This window comes from Dactylosporangium darangshiense, from assembly GCF_039537565.1.
GTDB classification, from domain to species: domain Bacteria; phylum Actinomycetota; class Actinomycetes; order Mycobacteriales; family Micromonosporaceae; genus Dactylosporangium; species Dactylosporangium darangshiense.
In genome coordinates this window covers 25,155-47,460 of sequence record NZ_BAABAT010000006.1, presented here as the reverse complement: position 1 = coordinate 47,460, position 22,306 = coordinate 25,155, and the positions used below count along the sequence as shown (strand labels likewise).

The 22,306-nt window shown below is 71.9% G+C and carries 24 protein-coding genes and 1 tRNA gene; 16 read left to right on the top strand and 9 right to left on the bottom strand.

All coding sequences use genetic code 11. The features are described 5' to 3' along the window. Window positions 1-81 precede the first annotated feature (81 nt). Window positions 82-1,449: an NAD(P)/FAD-dependent oxidoreductase gene (locus ABD901_RS14255; protein WP_345126041.1), complete on the top strand. Its 1,368-nt coding sequence runs from the start codon at window positions 82-84 to the stop codon at window positions 1,447-1,449. Here the strand turns inward: ABD901_RS14255 and ABD901_RS14250 are convergent. Next, on the bottom strand, window positions 1,446-3,086 hold the full coding sequence (locus tag ABD901_RS14250; RefSeq protein WP_345126039.1) for a hypothetical protein: 1,641 nt from the start codon (window positions 3,084-3,086) through the stop codon (window positions 1,446-1,448). The two genes, ABD901_RS14255 and ABD901_RS14250, sit on opposite strands and share 4 nt — an antisense overlap. Before the next feature lie 217 nt (window positions 3,087-3,303). On the opposite strand from ABD901_RS14250, the gene ABD901_RS14245 reads away from it, so the two are divergent. The 3 genes from ABD901_RS14245 (at window position 3,304) to ABD901_RS14235 (ending at window position 4,606) form a co-directional block, all read left to right on the top strand. After that, window positions 3,304-3,384 (top strand) — tRNA-Leu (locus ABD901_RS14245). A 122-nt stretch (window positions 3,385-3,506) separates the two neighbouring features. After that, window positions 3,507-4,286 carry a Bax inhibitor-1/YccA family protein gene (locus ABD901_RS14240; RefSeq protein ID WP_345126037.1) on the top strand — a complete coding sequence of 260 codons (780 nt, stop codon included), beginning with the start codon at window positions 3,507-3,509 and terminating at the stop codon, window positions 4,284-4,286. Continuing rightward, a complete protein-coding gene (locus ABD901_RS14235) occupies window positions 4,286-4,606 on the top strand; it encodes a hypothetical protein (RefSeq protein WP_345126034.1) in 321 nt (106 codons plus the stop codon). Before ABD901_RS14240 ends, ABD901_RS14235 begins: the two co-directional genes overlap by 1 nt. 6 nt (window positions 4,607-4,612) lie before the next feature. Here ABD901_RS14235 and ABD901_RS14230 read toward each other — a convergent pair whose 3' ends face one another. Further along, window positions 4,613-5,977, bottom strand: coding sequence for a cystathionine beta-synthase (locus tag ABD901_RS14230; protein ID WP_345126032.1), 1,365 nt, complete (start codon window positions 5,975-5,977; stop codon window positions 4,613-4,615). 39 nt (window positions 5,978-6,016) lie between these two features. Further along, complete coding sequence (locus tag ABD901_RS14225; protein ID WP_345126027.1) at window positions 6,017-6,340, bottom strand: YkvA family protein; 324 nt, start codon at window positions 6,338-6,340, stop codon at window positions 6,017-6,019. A 100-nt stretch (window positions 6,341-6,440) separates the two neighbouring features. On the opposite strand from ABD901_RS14225, the gene ABD901_RS14220 reads away from it, so the two are divergent. The 4 genes from ABD901_RS14220 to ABD901_RS14205 all read left to right on the top strand — a co-directional run bounded on the left by ABD901_RS14220 (window position 6,441) and on the right by ABD901_RS14205 (window position 10,203). Continuing rightward, window positions 6,441-6,854: a PPOX class F420-dependent oxidoreductase gene (locus ABD901_RS14220; RefSeq protein WP_345126024.1), complete on the top strand. Its 414-nt coding sequence runs from the start codon at window positions 6,441-6,443 to the stop codon at window positions 6,852-6,854. Window positions 6,855-6,949: 95 nt separating this feature from the next. Next, the gene (locus tag ABD901_RS14215) at window positions 6,950-7,963 is read left to right on the top strand and encodes an SGNH/GDSL hydrolase family protein (protein WP_425556691.1); all 1,014 of its coding nucleotides are present in this window, start codon (window positions 6,950-6,952) and stop codon (window positions 7,961-7,963) included. Window positions 7,964-8,066: 103 nt separating this feature from the next. Beyond that, window positions 8,067-8,858 (top strand): SGNH/GDSL hydrolase family protein, encoded by a 792-nt coding sequence (locus ABD901_RS14210; RefSeq protein WP_380137944.1) that lies wholly within the window; start codon window positions 8,067-8,069, stop codon window positions 8,856-8,858. Between the two features lie 97 nt (window positions 8,859-8,955). Then, the gene (locus ABD901_RS14205; protein ID WP_345126018.1) at window positions 8,956-10,203 is read left to right on the top strand and encodes an acetyl-CoA C-acetyltransferase; all 1,248 of its coding nucleotides are present in this window, start codon (window positions 8,956-8,958) and stop codon (window positions 10,201-10,203) included. Between the two features lie 152 nt (window positions 10,204-10,355). On the opposite strand, the gene ABD901_RS14200 is transcribed toward ABD901_RS14205, so the two are convergent. Both ABD901_RS14200 and ABD901_RS14195 read right to left on the bottom strand, forming a co-directional pair. Beyond that, entirely contained in the window at window positions 10,356-11,285 is a 930-nt protein-coding gene (locus tag ABD901_RS14200) for a S1C family serine protease (protein ID WP_345126015.1), read from the bottom strand. A gap of 42 nt (window positions 11,286-11,327) precedes the next feature. Next, complete coding sequence (locus ABD901_RS14195; protein ID WP_345126012.1) at window positions 11,328-13,001, bottom strand: aminotransferase class V-fold PLP-dependent enzyme; 1,674 nt, start codon at window positions 12,999-13,001, stop codon at window positions 11,328-11,330. A 443-nt stretch (window positions 13,002-13,444) separates the two neighbouring features. Between ABD901_RS14195 and ABD901_RS14190 the strand changes: the two genes are divergently transcribed. Together ABD901_RS14190 and ABD901_RS14185 are read left to right on the top strand one after the other, a co-directional pair. After that, a complete protein-coding gene (locus tag ABD901_RS14190; RefSeq protein WP_345126009.1) occupies window positions 13,445-13,744 on the top strand; it encodes a muconolactone Delta-isomerase family protein in 300 nt (99 codons plus the stop codon). 16 nt (window positions 13,745-13,760) lie between these two features. Further along, entirely contained in the window at window positions 13,761-14,135 is a 375-nt protein-coding gene (locus tag ABD901_RS14185) for a YybH family protein (protein ID WP_345126007.1), read from the top strand. A gap of 16 nt (window positions 14,136-14,151) precedes the next feature. Here ABD901_RS14185 and msrA read toward each other — a convergent pair whose 3' ends face one another. After that, a complete protein-coding gene (msrA, locus tag ABD901_RS14180) occupies window positions 14,152-14,823 on the bottom strand; it encodes a peptide-methionine (S)-S-oxide reductase MsrA (RefSeq protein WP_345126003.1) in 672 nt (223 codons plus the stop codon). 64 nt (window positions 14,824-14,887) lie between these two features. Next, a complete protein-coding gene (locus ABD901_RS14175) occupies window positions 14,888-15,304 on the bottom strand; it encodes an HIT family protein (protein WP_345126001.1) in 417 nt (138 codons plus the stop codon). Window positions 15,305-15,338: 34 nt separating this feature from the next. Here ABD901_RS14175 and ABD901_RS14170 point away from each other — a divergent pair, with 34 nt between their 5' ends. From ABD901_RS14170 to ilvA, 4 genes are read left to right on the top strand one after another with little or no spacing between them, the layout of a single operon-like run. Beyond that, window positions 15,339-16,478: a cystathionine gamma-synthase gene (locus ABD901_RS14170; protein WP_345125998.1), complete on the top strand. Its 1,140-nt coding sequence runs from the start codon at window positions 15,339-15,341 to the stop codon at window positions 16,476-16,478. Window positions 16,479-16,521: 43 nt separating this feature from the next. After that, window positions 16,522-17,910 (top strand): amidase, encoded by a 1,389-nt coding sequence (locus ABD901_RS14165; RefSeq protein WP_345125995.1) that lies wholly within the window; start codon window positions 16,522-16,524, stop codon window positions 17,908-17,910. Beyond that, window positions 17,907-18,545 carry a hypothetical protein gene (locus tag ABD901_RS14160; protein WP_345125993.1) on the top strand — a complete coding sequence of 213 codons (639 nt, stop codon included), beginning with the start codon at window positions 17,907-17,909 and terminating at the stop codon, window positions 18,543-18,545. Before ABD901_RS14165 ends, ABD901_RS14160 begins: the two co-directional genes overlap by 4 nt. Beyond that, window positions 18,542-19,771: a threonine ammonia-lyase gene (gene ilvA, locus ABD901_RS14155; RefSeq protein WP_345125989.1), complete on the top strand. Its 1,230-nt coding sequence runs from the start codon at window positions 18,542-18,544 to the stop codon at window positions 19,769-19,771. The genes ABD901_RS14160 and ilvA overlap by 4 nt, the downstream gene beginning before the upstream one ends. Window positions 19,772-19,826: 55 nt before the next feature. Here the strand turns inward: ilvA and greA are convergent, their stop codons facing one another. Then, window positions 19,827-20,327: a transcription elongation factor GreA gene (gene greA / locus ABD901_RS14150; RefSeq protein ID WP_345125987.1), complete on the bottom strand. Its 501-nt coding sequence runs from the start codon at window positions 20,325-20,327 to the stop codon at window positions 19,827-19,829. A 103-nt stretch (window positions 20,328-20,430) separates the two neighbouring features. Beyond that, window positions 20,431-20,859, bottom strand: coding sequence for a DUF4307 domain-containing protein (locus ABD901_RS14145; protein WP_345125984.1), 429 nt, complete (start codon window positions 20,857-20,859; stop codon window positions 20,431-20,433). A gap of 113 nt (window positions 20,860-20,972) precedes the next feature. On the opposite strand from ABD901_RS14145, the gene mca reads away from it, so the two are divergent. Together mca and ABD901_RS14135 are read left to right on the top strand one after the other, a co-directional pair. Next, window positions 20,973-21,842, top strand: coding sequence for a mycothiol conjugate amidase Mca (mca, locus tag ABD901_RS14140; RefSeq protein WP_345125982.1), 870 nt, complete (start codon window positions 20,973-20,975; stop codon window positions 21,840-21,842). Window positions 21,843-21,847: 5 nt separating this feature from the next. Next, entirely contained in the window at window positions 21,848-22,105 is a 258-nt protein-coding gene (locus tag ABD901_RS14135) for a hypothetical protein (protein ID WP_345125979.1), read from the top strand. Window positions 22,106-22,306 lie beyond the last annotated feature (201 nt).

The following is a 22,306-nucleotide window of genomic DNA, read 5'->3' as shown; positions in this document are numbered from 1 at the left end:
GGCCGTTACAGCCTGCGTAATGCTGGTTACATGTAGATGGCCTGACTGAACTGCGGGTGCCTTCGTGGCTAGCGTTGATGCGTGGCTGCGAAGCGAATCCTGATCGTCGGCGCCGGGCACGTCGGGCTCTATGCCGCCCTGCGCCTGTCCAAGAAGCTCAACCTGCACGAGGCTGAGGTAACCGTCGTCGACCCACAGCCCCACATGACCTACCAGCCGTTCCTGCCGGAGTCGGCGGCCGGCAACATCTCGCCCCGGCACGCCGTCGTGCCGCTGCGCCGCGAGCTCGAGCGGTGCCACGTGCTGTCCGGCACCGTGACGAGCATCGAGCACGCGCGGAAGGTGGCGATCGTCCAGCCCATCATCGGGCCGGCCCGCGAGGTGCCCTACGACCACATCGTCGTGGCGCCGGGCTCCGTCTCGCGCACCCTGCCGATCCCCGGCCTGCGCGAGCAGGCGGTCGGCTTCAAGACCATCGGCGAGGCCGTCTTCCTGCGCAACAGCGTGCTCGACCGGCTCGACGTCGCGGCGACCACCACGGATGAGGCCACCCGCCGGCGCGCGCTGGCCTTCGTGTTCGTCGGCGGCGGCTACGCCGGCGTCGAGGCGCTCGCCGAGATGGAGGACATGGTCCGCAGCGCGCTGCGCTACTACCCGGAGATTCCGAAGGACGACGTCCGGTTCATGCTCGTGGAGGCGGCCAACCGCATCCTGCCCGAGGTTGGCGCGGAGATGGGCGCCTACACGGCGGTGCAGCTGACCCGCCGCGGCATCGACATCCGGCTCGGCACGCGGCTCGAGTCGTGCGTCGATGGCCTGGTCAAGCTCTCCGACGGCGACGCCTTCGAGGCCGACACCATCGTGTGGACCGCGGGCGTGAAGCCGCACCCGATGCTCGAGGACACCGACCTGCCGCGCAACCAGCGCGGCGCGATCACCTGCAAGCCGACGCTGCAGGTCGTCGACGCCGAGGGCAACGTGGTCGAGGGCGCATGGAGCGCCGGCGACTGCGCCGCGGTGCCGGACCTCACCTCGTCCGACCCGGCCGCGCTGTGCTCGCCGAGTGCGCAGCACGCCGTGCGCCAGGCCTCCCGGCTGGCCGACAACATCGCCGCGGTCGTGCGCGGCCGGCAGCCCGTCGACTACCGGCACAAGCACGTCGGCTCGGTGGCCGGGCTCGGGCTCTACAAGGGCGCCGCGCGCGTGTACGGCATCAAGGTCCGAGGGCTTCCGGCGTGGTTCATGCACCGGACGTACCACCTGAGCCGCATCCCGACGCTGAACCGCAAGATCCGGGTGCTCGTCGACTGGACCCTGCAGCTGGTGCTGCGCCGCGAGGTCGTCGCGCTCGGCTCGCTGCACGAGCCGCGCGAGGCGTTCACCGAGGTCGCGGTGCCGATCCCGCTGCCGGTCGGGCGCAACGCGACCGCGGAGAAGCGCGCCGCCTAGCGCGGGGCGCGCCAGATCCAGACATCGGCGACGCGCTCGCCGGGTCCGAGCAGGGCGTCGAGGGTGCTCTTGAGCGCCCCGGCGCCCTTCTGCCCGTCGGCGAGCACGAAGCACGAGGCGTGCCAGTAGGCGATATCCCGGCGCAGCGCCACGCGGTCGGCGTCGGTGAGCGCCGGTGCGGTGCCGTTGACCGCCGCCCGCTGCAGCAGCCGCGAGGTCGGCCGGGGGAAGATCCCGACGGCCGCGTGCCCGCCGTCGCCGTAGGGGCCGATGAACCAGCCCTGCGGCGTGGCGAACGCCACGCCGGTCGCCGCCGCCCAGCGCATCGCCTGCGGGTCCTGCGAGTCCGGCAGCGGCACGGGCACGATCGTGCCGTCGCGCGGCGCACAGCCGCGCCAGTACCCCTCCGTGAAGAACTTCGGCACGGGCGCGCGCGGCACGGTCGGCAGCGGCAGCGGAGCCAGCGGCACGAGCGAGGCCGTCACGGCGACCGGCACGAGCAGCTTCAGCGTCTCGGTCTGCGTCAGCGCCGCGTGCACGACCTGTGCCACGACGAACGCGAGCAGCGGGATCGCGGCGAGCGCGAAGCGGGCCGGCAGCGCCCACTCGAACACCGGCAGCCCGTCGAGCAGCGCGTAGGGCCCCCGCTGGTCGGTGCGGTGGTGCCCGACCACGATATGCGGGCCGAGCGAGAGGGCGAACAGCACGATCGACACGACCGTGCAGGCCACGACGGACGGGCGCCGCCACATCCACACCGTCGCGCCGAGCACGACGACGAGCACGGGGGCGCCGAAGAAGGAGGTGTACTCCGCCGGCCCGCTCGCCAGCTGGGCCGCGCTCTCGCCGCCCGCCAGCGACAGCGGCGAGATGGCCGTGAAGCTCTTGAGGTCGGCGGAGAAGAAGGCCGGGCCGAACACCCCGCCCGATGCGCTCTGCGGCCCGCGGAACTGCACCCACAGCGGGTACGCCAGCAGCGCGACGACGACCGCGAGCGCCACGCCGAGCCCGGTGCCGAGCGTGGGGAGCACGGTCCGCAGCGCCGGCCGGGCGGTCGCGGCGAACGCGAGGCAGAACAGCCCGAGCGTGATGACGGTGAGGAACAGCACCTCCTCGCCCAGGAAGAACTGCGCGGCGGCGAGGCCGCCCAGCAGCAGCCCGCGGCGCACGGCACGGCGCTGCTCGCGGGCCAGCATGACCACGCACCAGACGATCGGCGGCGCCAGCCAGGCGGCGGTCATGTGCAGGTGCCCGTTGGACTGGCTCACCATGCCGGGCGCGAAGCCGCAGAAGGCGCCGCCGACGAGCGCCGCGATCCGGTGCAGGCCGGCGGTGCGGGCGAAGAGGAGGTACCACCCGGCGCCGTTGGCGGCGAGGTTGAACCCGGTCACCACGGCGAAGGTCACCGGCGCGCCGAACGCGAGGGTCAGCGGAGCGAACAGCAGCCCGAGCCCGATCAGCGAGGCGTTGCCGAGGATGTTCACTCCCTCGGGTGCGTTCAGCGCGCCGGTCACGAAGGCGAAGTCACCGCGATACGCTCGGGTTGCGTAGGCGAGGAACCACTCGTCGAGCGCCTGGTCGTCCGGGTTGAGCCCGAGTGCGCGGCCCGCCGGATCCGGCCAGAGCCCGCGCGTCACGAGGGCGCCGGCCAGCACCAGGAGGAGGCACGCCGCGGCGTCCTTAATCCATGGACGCCGAAAGCACATCGGCGGACCGGCCGGTGTTCGCTGCTCGACCGGCGCAGTCTCGGCCTCGTCGGTATGCGGGGCGCTGGTCACCCGGATGACAGTAACGGCCATCCCCTTGTCGGTGTTGATGGTTCGTCGGACGGGCTACCGTGAGACGCGTTTCTACGCCCGGGTGGTGGAACGGCAGACACGGCCGCCTTAAAAGCGGCTGCCGCGAGGCGTGCGGGTTCGAACCCCGCCCCGGGCACCGTCTTCAGTTCGTCGATATTGAGCTAACCGTCACGTCGCGCTGTACGGTGACGGTTTCCGTTGCGCCCTTTCGCGGTACCCTGGTCGTACACGTGAATGAGACGCCCATGGAGGCCGATCGTGCAGAGTTCCAACCCGGTGCTCACCCGCCTTGGTGAGGCGGCGCGGGCTTCCCGGTATGAGACCGGGTATGGACCCGGCTATCCGGGTGCCGTTTCCCGCACCATGACCATGGACGACGTCGTCGTCCGCACCGTCGCGCTGCTCGCGATCACGGGCGTCGTCGGCGCCGGTGCCTGGGTGCTCCTGCCGCCCAGCAGCGCTGTGACCTTCTTCGCCGCGTTCATGGCCAGCATCGCCGGCCTGGTCCTCGGCCTCGTCATCTCGTTCCGCCGGGTCACCAGCCCGGCCGTGATCATCCCCTACGCGGCCTTGCAGGGCGTCGCGCTCGGCGTCATCAGCCGCGCCTTCGAGAGCTGGTATTCCGGCATCGTCATCCAGGCGGTCGTCGCGACGTTCGGCATCTTCGCCGTCATGGCCGCCCTCTACAAGTTCAAGGTGCTGCGGGCGACGCCGAAGTTCACGAAGTTCGTCATCGGCGCCCTCATCGGCGTCGTGGTGCTGAGCTTCGCCAACTGGCTGTTCTACATGTTCGGGCTCAACCTGGGCCTGCGGGAGTACAGCACGAACGGCCACGTGGGCTGGCTGCCGATCGTCTTCAGCCTCGTGATCATCGGCGTCGGCGCGCTGACCTTCATCCTCGACTTCGACGCGATCGAGCAGGGTCAGCGCTACGGCCTGCCGGAGCGCTACGCGTGGTACTGCGCGTTCGGCATCCTGGTCGGCCTGATCTTCCTGTACTACGAGATCCTGCGCCTGCTGAGCTACCTGCGACGTTGATGACCGAGGAAGATCAGTTCGGCGCCGCCGTGCGCAAGCTGGTCGGCCAGGTCGCACACTGGACGCCGCCCCGATGGGCGGCGTCCAGTGCGTCTGGAAGGACCCGCGCCGAGCTCATGCACGACCTCGTGCAGTGGATGGCCGACCGCTGTGCCGAGGCCGAGGGGCGCCCGCCGCTGGCCGTGCCGCGGCTCGACAACGACCTCGCATTGCCCGACCAGCTCACGGTGGTCGCCGCCGACCTGGCCCGGTTCGGCTCCGAGCGCGACCGGGCCGACGCCGCGGAGCGCATCAACGCGGTCCGCGGCGCCTTCGCCTGAGCCGCGTTACGTCAGGTGCGCCAGGAGGTCCTGGCGCGTGATGACCCCGGCCGGCTTGCCGTCGATGAGCACCACGGCGGCGTCGGCCTTCTCCAGCAGCGCCACGGCCTCGCTCACCGGCTGCCCGCCGCCGATCATCGGCAGCGGTGCGGCCATGTGCCGTTCCACCATGTCGTGCAGGTGCGCCTGGCCGGAGAAGAGCGCGTCGAGCAGGTCGCGCTCCGCGATCGAGCCCGCGACCTCGCCGGTGACAACCGGCGGCTCGGCCTTGAGCACGGGCAGTTGGGAGACGCCGTACTCGCGCATGTAGTCGATCGCGTCGCGGACCGTCTCGTTCGGGTGGATGTGCACCATGCCCGGCACGCTGCCGTCCTTGCCGATGAGCAGGTCGGCCACGGTCGGCGTCTGGTCGGCGGTGCGCAGGAAGCCGTAGCGGGCCATCCAGTCGTCGTTGAAGATCTTGGAGAGGTACCCGCGGCCGCCGTCGGGCAGCAGGACGACCACGACGTCGTCGGGGCCGGCCGCGCGGGCGACCTTCAGCGCGGCGGCCACGGCCATGCCGCAGGAGCCGCCGACGAGTAGCCCTTCCTCGCGCGCCAGGCGGCGGGTGAGCTCGAAGGACTCCTTGTCGGAGACCTCCACGATCTCGTCGCAGATGGTCCGGTCGTAGGTGGTCGGCCAGAAGTCCTCGCCGACGCCCTCCACGAGGTACGGCCGGCCGGTCCCGCCGGAGTACACCGAGCCCTCCGGGTCGGCGCCGACGACGCGCACGCGGCCCTCGGAGACCTCCTTGAGGTACTTCCCGGCGCCCGAGATCGTCCCGCCGGTGCCGACGCCCGCCACGAAGTGGGTGATCCGGCCGTCGGTCTGCTCCCAGAGCTCCGGCCCGGTCGTCTCGTAGTGCGAGCGCGGGTTGGCCGGGTTGGCGTACTGGTCGGGCTTCCACGCGCCGGGGATCTCCCGGGCCAGGCGGTCGGAGACGTTGTAGTACGAGCGCGGGTCCTCCGGCGCGACCGCGGTCGGGCAGACCACGACCTCGGCGCCGTAGGCGCGCAGCACGTTCTGCTTGTCCTCGCTGACCTTGTCGGGGCACACGAAGACGCACCGGTACCCGCGCAGCTGGGCCACCAGCGCCAGGCCCACCCCGGTGTTGCCGGAGGTCGGCTCGACGATCGTGCCGCCCGGCTGCAGGAGGCCGGCCTTCTCGGCCTCCTCGACCATCTTCAGCGCGATGCGGTCCTTCACGCTGCCGCCCGGGTTCAGGTATTCGACCTTGGCCAGGACGGTGGCAGAGATGCCGGCGGTGACGTTGCGGAGCCGGACCAGGGGCGTGTTGCCCACCAACTCGACGACGTTGTCGTAGTAACGCACGTCGCCAGCCTATCGGGCGTCCCGATCAGCAGACGCGGCCTACCCGACCACGTGCCCGGGGATGACGCTGTCGCGCAGCCGCTCCCACTCCAGGAAGCGCTCGAGCTCGTCCATGAGGGCGCCGGCGAAGTACCCGGCGACGGCGAGGTCGTCGACCAGGCCGAAGACGAGCAGGAAGGCCTCGGGCACGGCGTCGATCGGGGAGACGATGTAGACGCCGGCGGCGGCGAGCATCAGCAGCCGGGAGCCGCCGTCGTACTCCCGCTTGAGCGTCGCCTTGATCATCCGCGGTAGCGCCGCCAGCCGCTTGCCGACGCCGGGCGTGTCCGACCGGAACACGCGCAGCAGTGCAGTCCAGGCCATCCGCCGTCGAAGCGCGCCGTTCGCCATCGTGACCGCCCTCTCTCCCTTGGCCTACGAATGTAGCGGTGCCCGTCACCTTGCGCGCGGTACAAATGACGACATGGATCTCGATGCCGCGCGGGCAGTCATCAGCGAGCAGCACCAGGCGGTTCTGGCGACTCGGCGCTCCGACGGAGGGGTGCAGATGTCGCCGGTGCTCGCGGTGGTCGACGACGAGGGCCGCGTGGTCATCAGCAGCCGCGTCCCGGCGTACAAGGTGCGCAACCTGCGCCGCGACCCGTGGGCGGCCCTGTGCGTGCTGCCCGACGGCTTCTACGGCCGCTGGGTCCAGGTCGAGGGCGAGGCCGACATCGTGCTGCCACCGGACAGCGTCGAGGGTCTGGTCGACTACTACCGCCGGGCAACCGGCGGGGATCACCCCGACTGGGACGACTACCGGGCGGCGATGCTGCGGGATGAGCGGGTCCTGATCCGCGTCACCCTGCACCGCGCGGGCCCCGATCGGTCGGGATGAGGACGATCGGGATCAGGACGAATAGCGGCGAATACTTGGAGGGCGGGGGTTAGCCTCGGGTTCGCGTGAGGCCCAGGGCGGGAAAGGCGGGGGCGGTGAACTTGCAGTCGGAGCGGGCTCGGCGGATTGCCACGGCGGCGGTGGTCGGCGGCGGGGGCGTAGCGGGCGCGAGCGTCTTGTTCTATGGCGTGGTACTCGGCCAGGCGCTGATGGCGCGCAAGACGATCCCGCAGGTGGTGAGCCCGCCGCCGCGTGCCGACGGGATCTTCGGGACCCAGTTCGAGGGCGAGCCGATCCGCCTCGTCGTCCTGGGCGACTCCTCGGCCGCCGGCTACGGCGCCGAGCACCCGAGCGAGACCTTCGCCGCCGCGGTCGCCGCCGGTCTGGCGGAGCAGCAGCAGCGCCCGGTGCGCATGCGCTGCCTGGCCGTCGTCGGCGCGGAGTCCAAGGGCCTGCCGCCCCAGGTGGACGTGGCCCTGCGCCAGAAGCCCGACATCGCCGTCATCTGCGTCGGCGGCAACGACGTCACCCACCGCGTCCGCGTGCAGACCGCCGTGCAGCACCTCGTCGACGCGGTGCGCCGCCTGCGCGCGGCCGGCGTCGAGGTCGTCGTCGGCACCTGCCCCGACCTGGGCACGATCCGCCCCATCCAGCCCCCGCTGCGCTGGCTGGCCCGGCGCTGGAGCCGCCAGATGGCCACCGCGCAGACGATCGCCGTCGTCGAGGCCGGCGGCCGCACGGTGTCGCTCGGCGACCTGCTGGGCGAGCTGTTCTACGCCGAGCCGGACCGCATGTTCAGCCTCGACCGCTTCCACCCCTCCGGCGCCGGCTACCTCGCCGCGGCCCAGGCCGTCCTGCCCACGGTCGTGGCGGCGCTGGCGGAGCCCGCCGAGGCCGGCGTGCCGCTGAGCGCCGGCGAGGGCGTGCGGTCCCTGCCGCAGGCCGCTCTGGAGGCTGCGCAGCGCCCGGGCACCGAGGTCAGCGGCGCCCAGGTCGCCGGCCGCGACCGGGGCCCGGCGGGCCGCTGGGCCCAGCTGCGCCACCGCGTCTGGCACCGCCTGCCCCAGCAGGCCGCACGCACCCCGGACCGCGCCGCGGAGCCCGCATGACCTGTTCGGGGTGAGCTGGGTTACAGCGGCGGGCGCCGCACGCGGGTTCGCCGGTTAGGCTCGTGATGCGTCCGGATATACCCCTGATTTACCCGGAACGGAGGTGACGGCCGTGAGCGTCGTCAAGCGCCTCGCCAGGCTCGCGACCGTGACCCTGGTCGCCGGCACCGTCGGCGGTGCGGCCGTCCTTGCCGCGCAGGCCGTCGCCGCCCGCACCCGCAACTACGCCAAGCCCGACATGCGCCTGGCCATGCGCTCGTCCGTCGGCGCCGTCGGCAAGCCGTCGATGCGCCTGGTCCTGCTCGGCGACGCCACCGCGCTCGGCGTTGGCGTCGAGCGCGTCGCGGACACCGTCGGCGGACAGCTCGCCGCGCTGCTCGCGGAGGGCACCGCCGGCCGTCGCGTCGAGCTGTCCAGCGTCGCCGTCGCCGGCTCCCGCTCGTCCGACCTCGCCACGCAGGTGGCCCGGGCCCTGGTCGGCCCGGCGCCGGACGTGGCGGTCGTGCTCGTCGGCACCAACGACGTCACCCACCTCGGCCGGGCCGCCGACGCCGCCGAGCACCTGGGCGCGGCCTGCCGCCGCCTGCGCGACGCGGGCATCCCGGTGGTCGTGGGGACCTGCCCCGACTTCGGCGCGCTGCGCGCGTTCGCACCGCCGCTGCGCCAGCTGCTCGGCCTGCGCAGCCGCGGGATGGCCCGCCTGCAGGCGAGCGCGGCCGGCGCCGCGGGCGCGGTCGTGGTCGATCTGGGGGCCCGGACCGGAGCGGTGTTCCGGGCGGACGAGGGCACGCTGTGCCACGACGGCTTCCACCCGTCCGCGGACGGCTACCGGGTCTGGGCACACGCCCTGCTCCCCGCGGTCGAGGAGGCCGCGGCGCTGCGCCGCGGCGTCTGATCATGCCGTTGCGTGCGGCCTGCTAGATGCACGTGGTGTGACAATTCTGCTGTCGCACCGCAGGTCCGGGCGGATTACCCGAAGGTAGCATCAGGGCATGCCGGAAGCTGTCATTGTTGCCACCGCCCGGTCCCCGATCGGCCGTGCCGCCAAGGGATCGCTGCGCGACCTCCGCCCCGACGATCTTGCCGCCACCATCGTCCGCGCCGCGCTGGACAAGGTGCCGCAGCTCGACCCCCGGGAGATCGAGGACCTCTACCTGGGCTGCGGCCTCCCCGGCGGCGAACAGGGCTTCAACATGGCCCGCGTGGTGAGCACCCTGCTCGGGTTCGACCACCTGCCGGGCGCCACCACCACGCGGTACTGCGCCTCCTCGCTGCAGACCACCCGCATGGCCTTCCACGCGATCAAGGCCGGCGAGGGCGACGTGTTCATCTCGGCCGGCGTGGAGTGCGTCTCGCGGTACGCCCGCGGCAACTCCGACGCCCTCCCGCCCGACGCGCAGGCGGCGGTCGGCGGCCCGTGGCAGAACCCGGCGTTCGCCGGCGCCTACGCGCGCACGACCAAGCGGGCCGAGGGCGGCGCCGACGCCTGGCACGACCCGCGCGAGGACGGCGAGCTGCCCGACATCTACATCGCCATGGGCCAGACCGCCGAGAACCTCGCGGAGATCGAGGGCGTGACCCGCCACGACATGGACGAGTTCGGCGTGCGGTCGCAGAACCTGGCCGAAGAGGCCATCAAGAAGGGCTTCTGGGCCCGCGAGATCACGCCGGTCACGACGCCGTCCGGCGAGACGGTGTCGGCGGACGACGGGCCGCGGGCGGGCGTGACGTACGAGGGCGTCGCCGGGCTCAAGCCGGTGTTCCGCCCCGACGGCCGGGTGACCGCCGGCAACTGCTGCCCGCTCAACGACGGCGCCGCCGCGGTCGTCATCATGAGCGACATCCGCGCCCGCGAGCTCGGCATCACGCCGCTGGCCCGGATCGTCTCCACCGGCGTGACCGCCATGTCGCCGGAGATCATGGGCATCGGCCCGGTGGAGGCCTCGCGCAGTGCCCTCAAGCGCGCCGGCATGACCATCGACGACGTCGACCTCGTGGAGATCAACGAGGCCTTCGCGGCGCAGGTCATCCCGTCGTACCGCCACCTCGGCATCCCGCTGGAGAAGCTCAACGTCAACGGGGGCGCGATCGCGGTCGGCCACCCGTTCGGCATGACCGGCGCCCGCATCACCGGCACGCTGATCAACTCGTTGAACTGGCACGACAAGTCGATCGGCCTCGAGACGATGTGCGTCGGTGGCGGCCAGGGCATGGCGATGGTGCTCGAGCGCCTGTCCTGACCCACCGGATGCGAGACCCGCGGCGCGGGGGGATGCCGAGCGGCTGCCCCCGCGCTGCGCCCTTTTCCGGGTTGCGCCATTCGCCGCCCGTCAGGGTATGAATCCGACATGTCGTGGCGCGCAGCGCCCGACATGTCGAGCGAGCCGGCCGGTTACTCCAGCGGTGCCGGGACTGCGACCACGTCGACCAGGGCGTCCTTGCGCAGCACCGTGATCGGCAGGCGCGCTCCGATCGCCGGGCCGAGCATCAGGCGCAGCACGTCCTGCACGCCCGTGATGGGCCGGCCGCCCGCCGCCAGCATCACGTCGCCGACGTAGAGGCCGGCCAGGCCCGCCGGGCTGCCGGGGACCACCTCGGCCAGGCGCAGGCCCTTCGACTGGCCCAGGCGCTGCGCCAGTGCCGGCGGCAGCGACACCGTGGCGCCGGCGACGCCGAGCCAGGCGCGGCGGACCCGGCCCGTCGACATGAGCTCGGACATGATAAGCCGGGTCGTGCTGTTGATCGGGACCGCGAGGCCCAGGCCGATGCCGGCGACCGCGGTGTTGATGCCGACGACGCGCGCCGCCGAGTCGGCCAGGGCGCCGCCGGAGTTGCCGGGGTTGAGCGCGGCGTCGGTCTGGATGACGTCGTCGATCAGGCGGGTGTGCCGGCCGTCGCGGACCGGCAGGGAGCGGCCCAGCGCGCTGACCACGCCGGCGGTGACGGAGCCGGCGAGGCCGAGCGGGTTGCCGACGGCGACGACCAGCTGGCCGATGCGCAGCTCGTCGGCGTTGCCCAGGGTCGCGGGCGGCACGCCGGGCTCGCGGATGCGCAGCACGGCCAGGTCGGCGAGCGGGTCGGCGCCGACGACGTCGAAGCGGGTCTGTGTGCCGTCGGTGAACTCGGCGACGCCGCCCTCGGCGCCGGCCACCACGTGAGCCGAGGTCAGCACGAAGCCGTCCGCGGTGTAAACGACGGCCGAGCCGGCGCCCTCGCCGCGGCGGCTGCGCACGGTCAGGCTGGCCACGCTCGGCAGCAGGGAGGCCGCCACGCTGGAGACGACCCGGCTGTACGCATCAAGCGCGTCGATTTCTGGGTCCATGCCCAAGCCAACGCCGCCCGAGCGCGCGCCATGCCCGCCGCGTTACGCCGACAGCGATACCGCCGGCAGGTCGAACCAGCGCAATGCCTCGAAGTTGGGCGAAACGACGCCCTCCGGCTCCGGGCTCGACGGGAGCGACTCGAACAGCTCGCGGGCGTACCGCAGATACCCCGACAGGTCCGATTCGGGCGCCCGCTCGTGCCGCGAGGGCCACGTCAGCTCGCCGGCGGCGTCGTACCGCAGCTCCGACAGCCGCAGCGGCGGCTCCACGACCCCGTCGCGGTGCTTCCACAGGCCGGTGTACGGATCGAAGCGGTACTGCGGCAGCAGCGCCCACCCGTGCGTGGCCACGAGGTGGACGGCCTCGACGATGTATTGGAAGACGGTCTCGGAGATGAAGTAGTTGAAGCTCACCCGGACCCAGCCGGGCTTGATGCCCTCGCAGCCGGCGATGATCTCCTGCTCGAAGCGGTGCGAGCGCTCGATGTCGATGCCCAGCAGCCGGTGGCCGTAGGGGCCGGCGCACGAGCAGCCGCCCCGCGACTGGATGCCGAACAGGTCGTTCAGCATCGAGACGACGAAGTTGTGGTGGAGGTACCGTCCGCCGGGTCTCTTGATGACGAACGAGACGATCGACAGGCGCGAGGCGTCGAGGTTGCCGAGGATCTCGATGTTGGGGTTGGTCTTCCACGACGCGATGGCCTCGCGCAGGAAGCCCTCCTCCAGGGCACGGATGGTGTCCGTGCCGACCGCCTGCTTGAGCTGGAACACCAGGCCGGCGCGGATCGACTCGACGATCGCCGGCGTGCCGCCCTCCTCGCGGTGCGCGGGGTCGGCGATGTAGTGGTGGTCCGTCGGGTTGACGTAGTCCACCGTCCCGCCGCCGGGCACGGTCGGCACCCGGTTGGACAGGACCTCCCGGCGCACCACCAGCACGCCCGGGGTGCCCGGGCCGCCGACGAACTTGTGCGGCGAGATGAACACCGCGTCCTTGTACTCGCCGGGCCCCGGCCCGTACATCGCGACGTCGACGTACGGCGCGGCGGCCGCGAAGTCCCAGAACGACAGCGCCCCGTGCTCGTGCAGCAGCGCCGAGATCGCGTGCGTGTCGCTGACGATCCCGGTCACGTTGGACGCCGCCGAGAACGATCCGATCTTCAGCGGCCGGTCGGCGTGGCGCGCGAGCTCCGCGCGCAGCCGGTCCAGGTCGATGTGGCCGTTGTGATCCTCGGGGATCACGACCACGTCCGCGATGGACTCGCGCCACGGCAACTCGTTGGAGTGATGCTCGAACGGGCCGATGAACACCACCGGGCGATCGGCCGGCGGGATGTGTGCCGAGAGGGCGTAGCGGTCCTCCAGCGCCGCCGGCACCCGCAGGCCGAGGATGTGGACCATCTTGTCGATCGCCGCGGTGGAGCCGGAGCCGGTGAAGATCACGACCGTCTCCGCGTTGCCGCCGACGGCGTCGTTGACGATCTGGCGCGCGTCCTCGCGCAGGCGCGTGGTCTGCAGGCCGGTGCCGGACGACTCCGTGTGCGTGTTGGCGTACCGCGGGAGCACCTCGTCCCGCACGAACCGCTCGATGAAGTCCAGCGCGCGGCCTGAGGCGGTGTAGTCGGCGTAGGTGACCCGGCGAGCGCCGAACGGCCCCCACATCACCTGGTCGTCGCCGATGACGGCCGCGCGAATCCGCTGTAAGAGGGGGCTCTCCATGGCAGCCATTATCGCGGGCGCCACGCCGATCTCTTTCGTGTGGTCGGCTGGATGTCGCACTCGTTGTCCGCTCGGGCCTGCCCCCGGACTGTCTAACGTTTCGTCCGGAGGTGCTCAGGAAGCCTCATGGTCGCAATCCCGCAACGACAAAGACCCGCCCGTACGCGGTTGCCGGCATGCCTCCGCCGGCTCCGAACGCCTCCGGCCAGGCGTCCTCCCCAGGGATCGGGCGGGTCCACCGGCAGGCGAGGGCACACGTCGTGGTTCCCCGCATACATCGCGATAGGTGCCCTCGCCTGCCAAACCCCTGCATATGTACCTCTTTGCGCGGTATTCACCCCCGGATGGGAGCCTGGGCCGTTTCGCGCAAGCGCCGGGCGCCGCTGCGTGCAGCACGCTTAGCCTTGGCCGGAGCGGAAGACGTCCGCGGGCAGGAGGCGATCGTGGAGTTTCTGGTCGACATGGTGACCACCGTGCCAGCGGGAACCAGCGAGGCGGAGGTCGACGACATCCGCGCCCGGGAGGCGGCCAACTCTGCGAAGCTTGCCGATCGAGGACACCTGCTCCGCCTGTGGCGTCCGCCCTTGGCGCCCGGCGAGTGGCGCACCTGGGGCCTCTTCCGGGCCGACGACGCCGACCAGCTGGAACAGGTGCTCGCGACGATGCCGCTGCGGGCGTGGCGCCACGACACGGTTACGCCGCTGTCGCCGCACCCCAACGACCCGGCCCTCAGAAACTCCTAGGCGGTCGGAGGTTGCCATGACTACCGCCACGCCCGACGAGAGGGCGGCGCTGCGCGCCGTTCTCGACCCGTGGAAGGCCGCCGTCGACGCGCACGAGCCGGAGGCTGTCGCGGCCGTCTTCACCGAGCAGGCCATCTTTCAGGGCCTGCACCCGTACAGCGTGGGACGCCGTGGCGTCGCCGAGTACTACGCGTCGCAGCCGCTGGGCATGACGGCCGAGTACACCATCCGGGAGGCGCGGCGCCTCGCGTCCGACCTGGTTCTCGGATACCTGAGCGTCGAGTTCTCCTTCACCGACCGGCCGGCGATCACCGTCTACCTGAGCATTCTCGCGCGGCACGTCGCCGACACCTGGCTCATCGACCACTACCAGGTGTCGCGTCTCGACTAGGCCCGGAGCCGGCGAACTACCGGGCGTCGGGGACCTTGGCCACGCCGATGGGGCAGGTCATGCCGTTGGGGCCGTGGTTGCAGTACCCATAGGGGTTCTTCGAGTCCGACAGGTACTGCTGGTGGTAGTCCTCGGCGTAGTAGAACGCCCCGGCGGGCGCGATCTCGGTCGTGATCTCGCCGCGGCCCGCGGCCCGCACCACCGGCGCGAACAGCTCGCGCGAGGAGGCGGCGACGGCGGCCTGCTCCGGGGTCGTGGTGTAGATCGCCGAGCGGTACTGCGTGCCGACGTCGTTGCCCTGGCGCATGCCCTGCGTCGGGTCGTGGTTCTCCCAGAACGCCTTCAGCAGCGCCTCGTAGGACACCTTCGCCGGGTCGTAGACGACCTGGACCGCCTCGGTGTGGCCGGTCAGCCCCGAGCAGGTCTCGTCGTACGTCGGGTTCTTGGTGAAGCCGCCCTGGTATCCGACGGCGGTGGAGTACACGCCGGGGATCTGCCAGAAGATCTTCTCCGCGCCCCAGAAGCAGCCCATGCCGAAGTGGGCGACCTCGAGCCCGGCCGGCCAGGGGCCGCGCAGCGGGGTGCCCAGGACGGTGTGCTTCGCGGCGACGGGCATCTCGACGTCGCGCCCGGGAATAGCCGACTCGGCCGTCGGCAGGTCAAGCTGCTTGGTGTACCGCAGAAACACGATCCGCTCCTTAAAAACTTGAGGTGCTTGGACTCAAGTTTGCCGCGCGATCCGCCGTGAGGCCTTATGAGCTCATTACGGTCGAGATCTTCTCTGCGAAGGACAACGCTTCCTCGTCCGACTCGTATTTCGTGCGCGGCCAGAAGAAGCCCTTGAGCCCGTCGCCCTTGGTGCGGGGCACGACGTGGGTGTGCAGGTGGGGCACGCTCTGCGAGACCCGGTTGTTGATCGCCACGAACGTCCCGCCCGCCGACAGGCCGGTCTCGACCGCGCGCGCGATGCGCTGGACAAACCCGAAGTACTCGGGGATCTCGGCCGGATCGAGGTCGCCGAGCGTGACGACGTGCGTCTTGGGCACGACGAGCACGTGGCCCTTGAACACCGGGCGGACGTCCAGGAACGCGGCGGCGGTTGGCGTGGTCGCCACCATGAATCCGGGCGCGGCGCCCGACGCGATGGAGCAGAACAGGCAGTCCGACACGCCCGCCAGCCTAGCCGCCGTTAGGGTCGAGGCCATGACCCACGGCTTCGAGACGCTCGCCATCCACGCCGGCCAGGAGCCGGACCCGGCCACCGGCGCGGTCGTGCCGCCGATCTTCCAGACGAGCACCTATGCGCAGGACGCCGTCGGGCGGCCGCGCCAGGGCTATGAATACAGCCGGACCGCCAACCCGACCCGCGACGCGCTGCAGGAGTGCCTGGCCGCGATCGAGGGCGGCCGCCGCGCGCTCGCCTTCGCCTCCGGCCTCGCCGCCGAGGACACGCTGTTGCGCACCGTCTGCCGGCCCGGCGACCACGTCGTCATCCCGGACGACGCCTATGGCGGCACGTTCCGCCTCTTCTCCAAGGTCGCCGAGCGGTGGGGCCTGAACTGGACCGCCGCCTCCATCCACAGCGTCGACGCGGTGCGCGCCGCGATGACCGAGCGCACCCGGATCGTCTGGGTCGAGACGCCGACCAACCCGCTGCTGGGCATCGCCGACATCGCCGCGCTGGCACAGGTCGCGCACGACCGCGGCGCGCTGCTCGTGGTCGACAACACGTTCGCCTCGCCGTACCTGCAGCAGCCGCTGCACCTGGGCGCTGACCTCGTCGTGCACTCGACGACGAAGTACCTCGGCGGCCACTCCGACGTCGTGGGCGGCGCCCTGATCGGCACGGACGAGCAGCTGCTCGGCGAGCTCGCCTACCACCAGAACGCGATGGGCGCGATCAACGGGCCGTTCGACGCCTGGCTGACGCTGCGCGGCATCAAGACCCTCGGCGTGCGCATGGACCGGCACTGCGACAACGCCGAGAAGGTCGTCGAGTTCCTCACGCGCAGCAAGGCGGTGGCCCAGGTGCTGTATCCGGGCCTGCCCGACCACCCGGGCCACGAGACGGCGGCCAAGCAGATGCGCCGCTTCGGCGGCATGGTCAGCTTCCGCGCGCACAGCGAGGAGCACGCGGTCGAGATCTGCAACCGCGCCCGCCTGTTCGTGCTCGGCGAGTCGCTCGGCGGCGTCGAGTCGCTGATCGAGCACCCCGGCCGGATGACGCACGCGAGCGCCGCGGGCAGCCCGCTGGAGGTGCCGGGGGACCTCGTCCGGTTGTCTGTCGGAATCGAGACGATCGACGATCTTCTGGCCGATCTGGAGTACGCGCTCGCTCGTTGACACACTTGACCGCACCGCAGACGGGTACGGAAAGGTGTTCGGCATGCTGCACCGCTCCACCACCTGGGTAGGCGCCACGGCCAGGGAGATCGCGCGCGCGGTGCGCCGCGGCGACACATCGGCGACCGCGGTCGTGGCCGACCACCTGGACTCGATCCGGGCCTACGACCGCATCGTCGGCGCGTTCCGCGAGGTGCGCGCCGCCGAGGCGATCGCCGAGGCGGAGATGGTCGACGAGCAGCCGGGGCTGGGCAACCTGACCCTGGCCGGGGTGCCCGTCGCGGTCAAGGAGAACACCCCGGTCACGGGCCTTGCGACCTGGAACGGCTCGGCCGCGGCGCGCTCGCCGGTCGCCGAGCACGACCACGAGGTGGTGCGGCGGCTGCGCGGCGCGGGCGCCGTCGTGGTGGGCGTGACCCGGATGCCGGAGCTCGGCATCTGGGCCACCACCGACGACGACGGCGCGATCACGCGCAACCCGTGGCGCACCGACCGCACGCCCGGCGGGTCGTCGGGCGGGTCGGCCGCCGCCGTCGCGTCGGGTCTCGTGCCGATCGCGCACGGCAACGACGGGCTCGGCTCGATCCGGATCCCCGCTGCCTGCTGCGGGATCGTCGGGCTCAAGCCGGGCCGCGGCGTGGTGCCGGCCGACATCGGCGCCAACGACTGGTACGGCCTCACCGAGAACGGCATCCTGGCCACCACGGTCGCCGATGCGCATCTCGGATTTTCGGTGCTTTCCGGTCGTACCCCACAAGCCCTGACACCACCGGGAACGCTGCGCGTGGCCGTCTCCCTGCGCAGCCCCGTCACCGGCGTGTTCCCCGACGCCGACGCGCGCAAGGGTCTCAGCGACGCCGTCCGGCTGCTGCTGGCGCACGGGCACGGCGCGGTGCGGGCCGACCCGGTCTACCCGCCGGCGCTGGCCGCCCGGGTGCTCGCCACCTGGTTCGGCGCGACGAGCCTCGACGCGGCCGACCTCGACCGGGCGGCGTTGCAGCCGCGCACCCGCCGGCACGTCGCGCTCGGCGAGGAGGCCCTGCGGCGCGGCCTGGTGCGCGACGCCGACCGCGCGGCCTGGCGCGAGCGCTGCCGCAACTGGTTCAACGACGGCGGCTTCGACGTGCTGATCACCCCGGCGCTGGCCACCGCGCCCCCGGCCGCGCAGCACTGGTCGGCCCGCTCGTGGGCGGCGAACATGCTGGTCAACACCCGCTACGCGCCGTACGAGGCGCCCTGGAACTTCGCCGGCTTCCCCGGCCTGGTGATCCCGGTCGGGGTGCGCGGCGACGGGCTGCCGGCGGCCGTGCAGCTCGTCGGACCGCCCGGCGCCGAGCTGCTGCTGCTGGGCCTTGCCGGGCAGATCGAGCAGGCCGCGCCGTGGCGCCGCCACGCGCCGGGCTGGCCGCGCATGGCGGCACAGCGCCGATGATCAGGGGGCTCTCGCGGTGGGCGACGGTCGCGATGGCCGCCGTCGCCGGCACCGCGCTGGTGTACCTCGCGATCGCCCTGCTGCCCCTCGTCGACCTGTGGGCGGCCCGCCACCCGGGCCCCGACCGGTCCGCGTTCGCCACCACGCTGCGCATCGGCGGCTGGAGCCTGCTGGCCGCCGTCGCCGCGGTCAGCGCGGTCGCGGCCGCCGGCTGGGCCGTCCGCGCCCGCTCCAACCTGGCCGCGTTCGGCGTCCGGTCGCGCCGCCTCGCGCACGGCAGCGTCGGGCGCTCGCCGCACCTGCGCCGGCGGATGACCGTGCTGGTCTGGCTGCTGTGGAGCACCCTGTTCGCCGGTGCCGCGGCGACGCTGCTCGGCGTGCTCGCCGGCCTGGACAACCGGGCCGAGATCGGCTCCGTGCGCGACCTGGCCGCGTCCGGCCGCCCGGTCGACCACGCGCTCGCCGCCGACCTGTTCGGCCGCCAGCTGGTGTTCGGTCTGCCCGGCGCCGCGCTGTTCGTGATCGCCGCCGCGGCCGCCGTCGGGCTGATCGCCGCCGTGACCAGCGCGCAGTACGGCCGGGTTGCCCGGCTGCGCGTCGCGCCCGCCGGGGATGGTGGCACGATCAGGGCATGACCGTCGCCGTCCCATCGGAGCTCGTGACGCTCGCCGATGTCGAAGCGGCAAGGCGACTGCTGGCAGGCGTGACCCGCCTGACCCCGGTGGAGCCCTGCCGGCCACTGACCGCCAAACTCGGCGGGCCGACCTGGCTGAAGTGTGAGAACCTGCAGCGCGCCGGTTCGTTCAAGGTCCGCGGCGCCTACGTGCGGCTGGCCCGCCTCGGCGAAGCCGAGCGCCGCCGCGGTGTGGTGGCCGCCAGCGCCGGCAACCACGCGCAGGGTGTCGCCCTCGCCGCCAACCTGCTCGGCATCGCCAGCACCGTCTTCATGCCGATCGGCGCACCGCTGCCCAAGATCGCCGCGACGAAGGGCTACGGCGCCGCCGTCGAGTTCGCCGGCTCCACCGTCGACGAGGCGCTCGTCGCCGCGCACGAGTTCGCCGAGCGCACCGGCGCAGTGCTCATCCACCCGTTCGACCACCCCGACGTCATCGCCGGGCAGGGCACCGTCGGCCTCGAGCTGCTCGAGCAGGTGCCCGAGGTCAAGACCGTGCTGGCCGGCGTCGGTGGCGGCGGGCTCATCTCGGGCCTGGCCGTCGCGATCAAGGCGGTGCGCCCCGACGTGCGGGTCATCGGCGTGCAGGCCCGCGAAGCGGCCGCGTTCCCGCCGTCGCTGCGCGAGGGCCGCCCGGTGCGGCTGGGCACGTTCGGCACCATCGCCGACGGCATCGCGGTCGGCCGTCCTGGCGACCTCACGTTCGCGCACGTCGGCAAGCTCGTCGACGAGATCGTCACGGTGACCGAGGAGGACATCTCGCGGGCGCTGCTGATGCTGCTCGAGCGCGGCAAGATGGTCGTCGAGCCGGCCGGCAGCGTCGGCGTGGCCGCTCTGCTCGCCGGCGCCGTGCAGGTCGAGACGCCCGCCGTCGCGGTGCTCTCGGGCGGCAACATCGACCCGATGCTCATGGTCCGGGTCATCGAGCACGGCCTGGCCGCGGCGGGTCGCTACCTCACCTTCACCGTGCGCTGCGGCGATCGCCCCGGCCACCTCGCGAAGCTGCTCACGTACATCGCCGAGCAGGGCGCCAACGTCGTCGACGTCGCGCACCGCCGCCAGGACCCGCGCCTGCAGCTCGGCGAGGTCGAGCTCGGCCTGTCCGTCGAGACGCGCGGCTCCGAGCACTCCGACCGCCTGATCAACGCCCTCCGCTCGGCCGGCTACACGGTCACCTTCGGCATCTGAAAGCAATCGGCGCGGCGCCCTTCCGGGTGCCGCGCCGATCAGGCGTGTGAACGGCTCAGCCGGCGAACGGCTCGAACTCGATGATGGTCACCTTGATCGCCGCGCCGCTCGGCGCGGTGTAGGTGACGGTGTCCCCGCGGTTGGCGCCGAGGATCGCCTTGCCCAGGGCCGACTCGGGGCTGTACACCTTCAGGTCGGTGGTCGCGGCGATCTCACGCGAGCCCAGCAGGAACTTCTCGGTGTCGTCCTCGTCGTCGTCGAACTGGATGGTCACGACGGTGCCGGGCGCTACTGCGTCCGACGTGGGCGCGTCGCCGACGACCGCCTTGCGCAGGAACTCCTTCAAGTACAGGATGCGGCCTTCGGCCTTGCTCTGCTCCTCGCGGGCGGCGTGGTAGCCCCCGTTCTCGCGCAGATCGCCCTCTTCGCGGCGTGCGTTGATCTCTGCGGCTATCGCCGGACGGTTGGCGATGAGCTCGTCGAGCTCGGCCTGCAACCGGTCATGGGCGTCCTGCGACAGCCAGGTGGTGGCCTGTCCGCCGTCGGTAGTCGACACTGAAGATCTCCTTACGGGCACGCTCGGTCAAACCACAAAGGTACCAGTGACTCGCATCACCGCGGCCACTTGAATTTGCCGAGGCGTTACCAGCGGGTCAACTTCACCTTGACTGGAGTGGCCCGCAGGCGGGTACCTCCACTGTGACGGGCCGGTCACTCGTTGCGAGGCGATATGTGACGAACGCCTCTGCGCCGGTCGGCACGTCGACCTGTGCGAGGCCGACCTCCTGACCGCTGGCGGAGCGGGCCCGCACGCTGCACGTGGCCCTCTTGTCCGGCTCCTTGCGCACCACGAAGTCCACCGTGATGCCGTCGTCGGTCACGTTGTAGAAGCGCTGGACCTGCGGTTCGTACTCCTGCGGCCCGTACTGCGTGTACAGCTGCCACGCGATCGCCAGCCCGGCGATCGCGACGATGCCGGCAAGGGCGAGCGTCATCCACCGCCGGCCCGGCTGCGGCTCGCGCCGGCGGCCGTAGCGGCCCGGTGGGTATTTGGTCGATGTGGCGTGCGTCTCGTTCGGGTCGGTCACGGGCCTGCGTCCTCGTCGTTTTGTCGGAGGTACGGACCACAATAGGGTCGTTACCCGGGGCGCCCCCGGCGCGGGGCGGCCCGACGGGGCCAGGACACACTTGAGGAGAGCTCGTGAGCGAGCAGCTGCGGTTGATGGCGGTGCACGCACATCCCGACGACGAGTCGAGCAAGGGCGCGGCGGCCATGGCCAAATACGTCGCCGAAGGGGTCGACGTCCTCGTCGTCACCTGCACGGGCGGCGAGCGCGGCAGTGTGCTCAACCCGAAGCTCGACCGCCCGGAGATCTGGGAGAACATCGCCGAGATCCGCCGCGCCGAGATGGACCGGGCGCGCGAGATCCTCGGCGTGCGCCAGGAGTGGCTCGGCTACGTCGACTCCGGCTTCCCCGAGGGCGACCCGCTGCCGCCGCTGCCCGAGGGCTGCTTCGGCCTGGTCGACCCCGAGGTGGCCGCTGAGCCGCTGGTCGCGCTGATCCGCAAGTTCCGCCCGCACGTGATCACCACGTATGACGAGAACGGCGGCTACCCGCACCCCGACCACGTCATGACGCACAAGATCAGCATGGTGGCCTTCGAGGCGGCCGGCGACGGGAGCCGCTTCCCCGAGGCGGGCGAGCCGTGGCAGCCGCTGAAGCTCTACTACAACATGGGCTGGTCGCGCGCCCGCATCCAGCTGCTGCACGAGGCGATGCTGGAGACCACCGGCGAGTCGCCCTACACGGAGTGGATGAAGAACTGGGACGACCAGGACCGTCCCGACCCGTCCGAGCGCGTCACGACCCGGGTGCCCTGCGGCGAGTTCTTCGAGACCCGCGACGACGCCCTGCGCGCGCACGCCACCCAGGTCGACCCCGACGGGTTCTGGTTCGCCGTGCCGCTCAACCTCCAGCAGAAGATCTGGCCCACCGAGGACTTCGAGCTGGCCAAGTCGTTCGTCGAGTCGAGCGCGCCGGAGGACGATCTCTTCGCGGGCGTAAGGTGAACGGTATGGGCGCGTTGGATGTTCTGGCCGAGAACAACTTCGGCGACACCCGGTCCGGTGGCCTGGCCGGCCCCATGGGCCTGCTGATTATCGTGCTCCTGGGCATTGTGACCGTTTTCCTGATCCGCAACATGACCGCGCGGATTCGTCGCCTTCCGGCCGAATTCCCCGATCCCGACGCCGAGCGCAAGGCCGCCGAGGCGCAGTCGGTGGAACGGTCCGGTTCCGACCCCGATCACCTGGACAAATCGACGCCCGCTTGAGCGACGTCAGCCGATGACCTGAGCTAGAAACGCATCGCTGACCACTGTTGTCCCTTTCCTTCGTGCCTTAGCCTTCACGAGGTGCGCGTTCCATTTCTCCGGTCGCGCACCCCTGTGGGCCAGGGAAGGGGGCAAATGGTGAGCGCCCCGACGCGCGCCCATCAGGCCGCCGGCCGCTCGGCGCGCGCAGCGGCTTTGTCG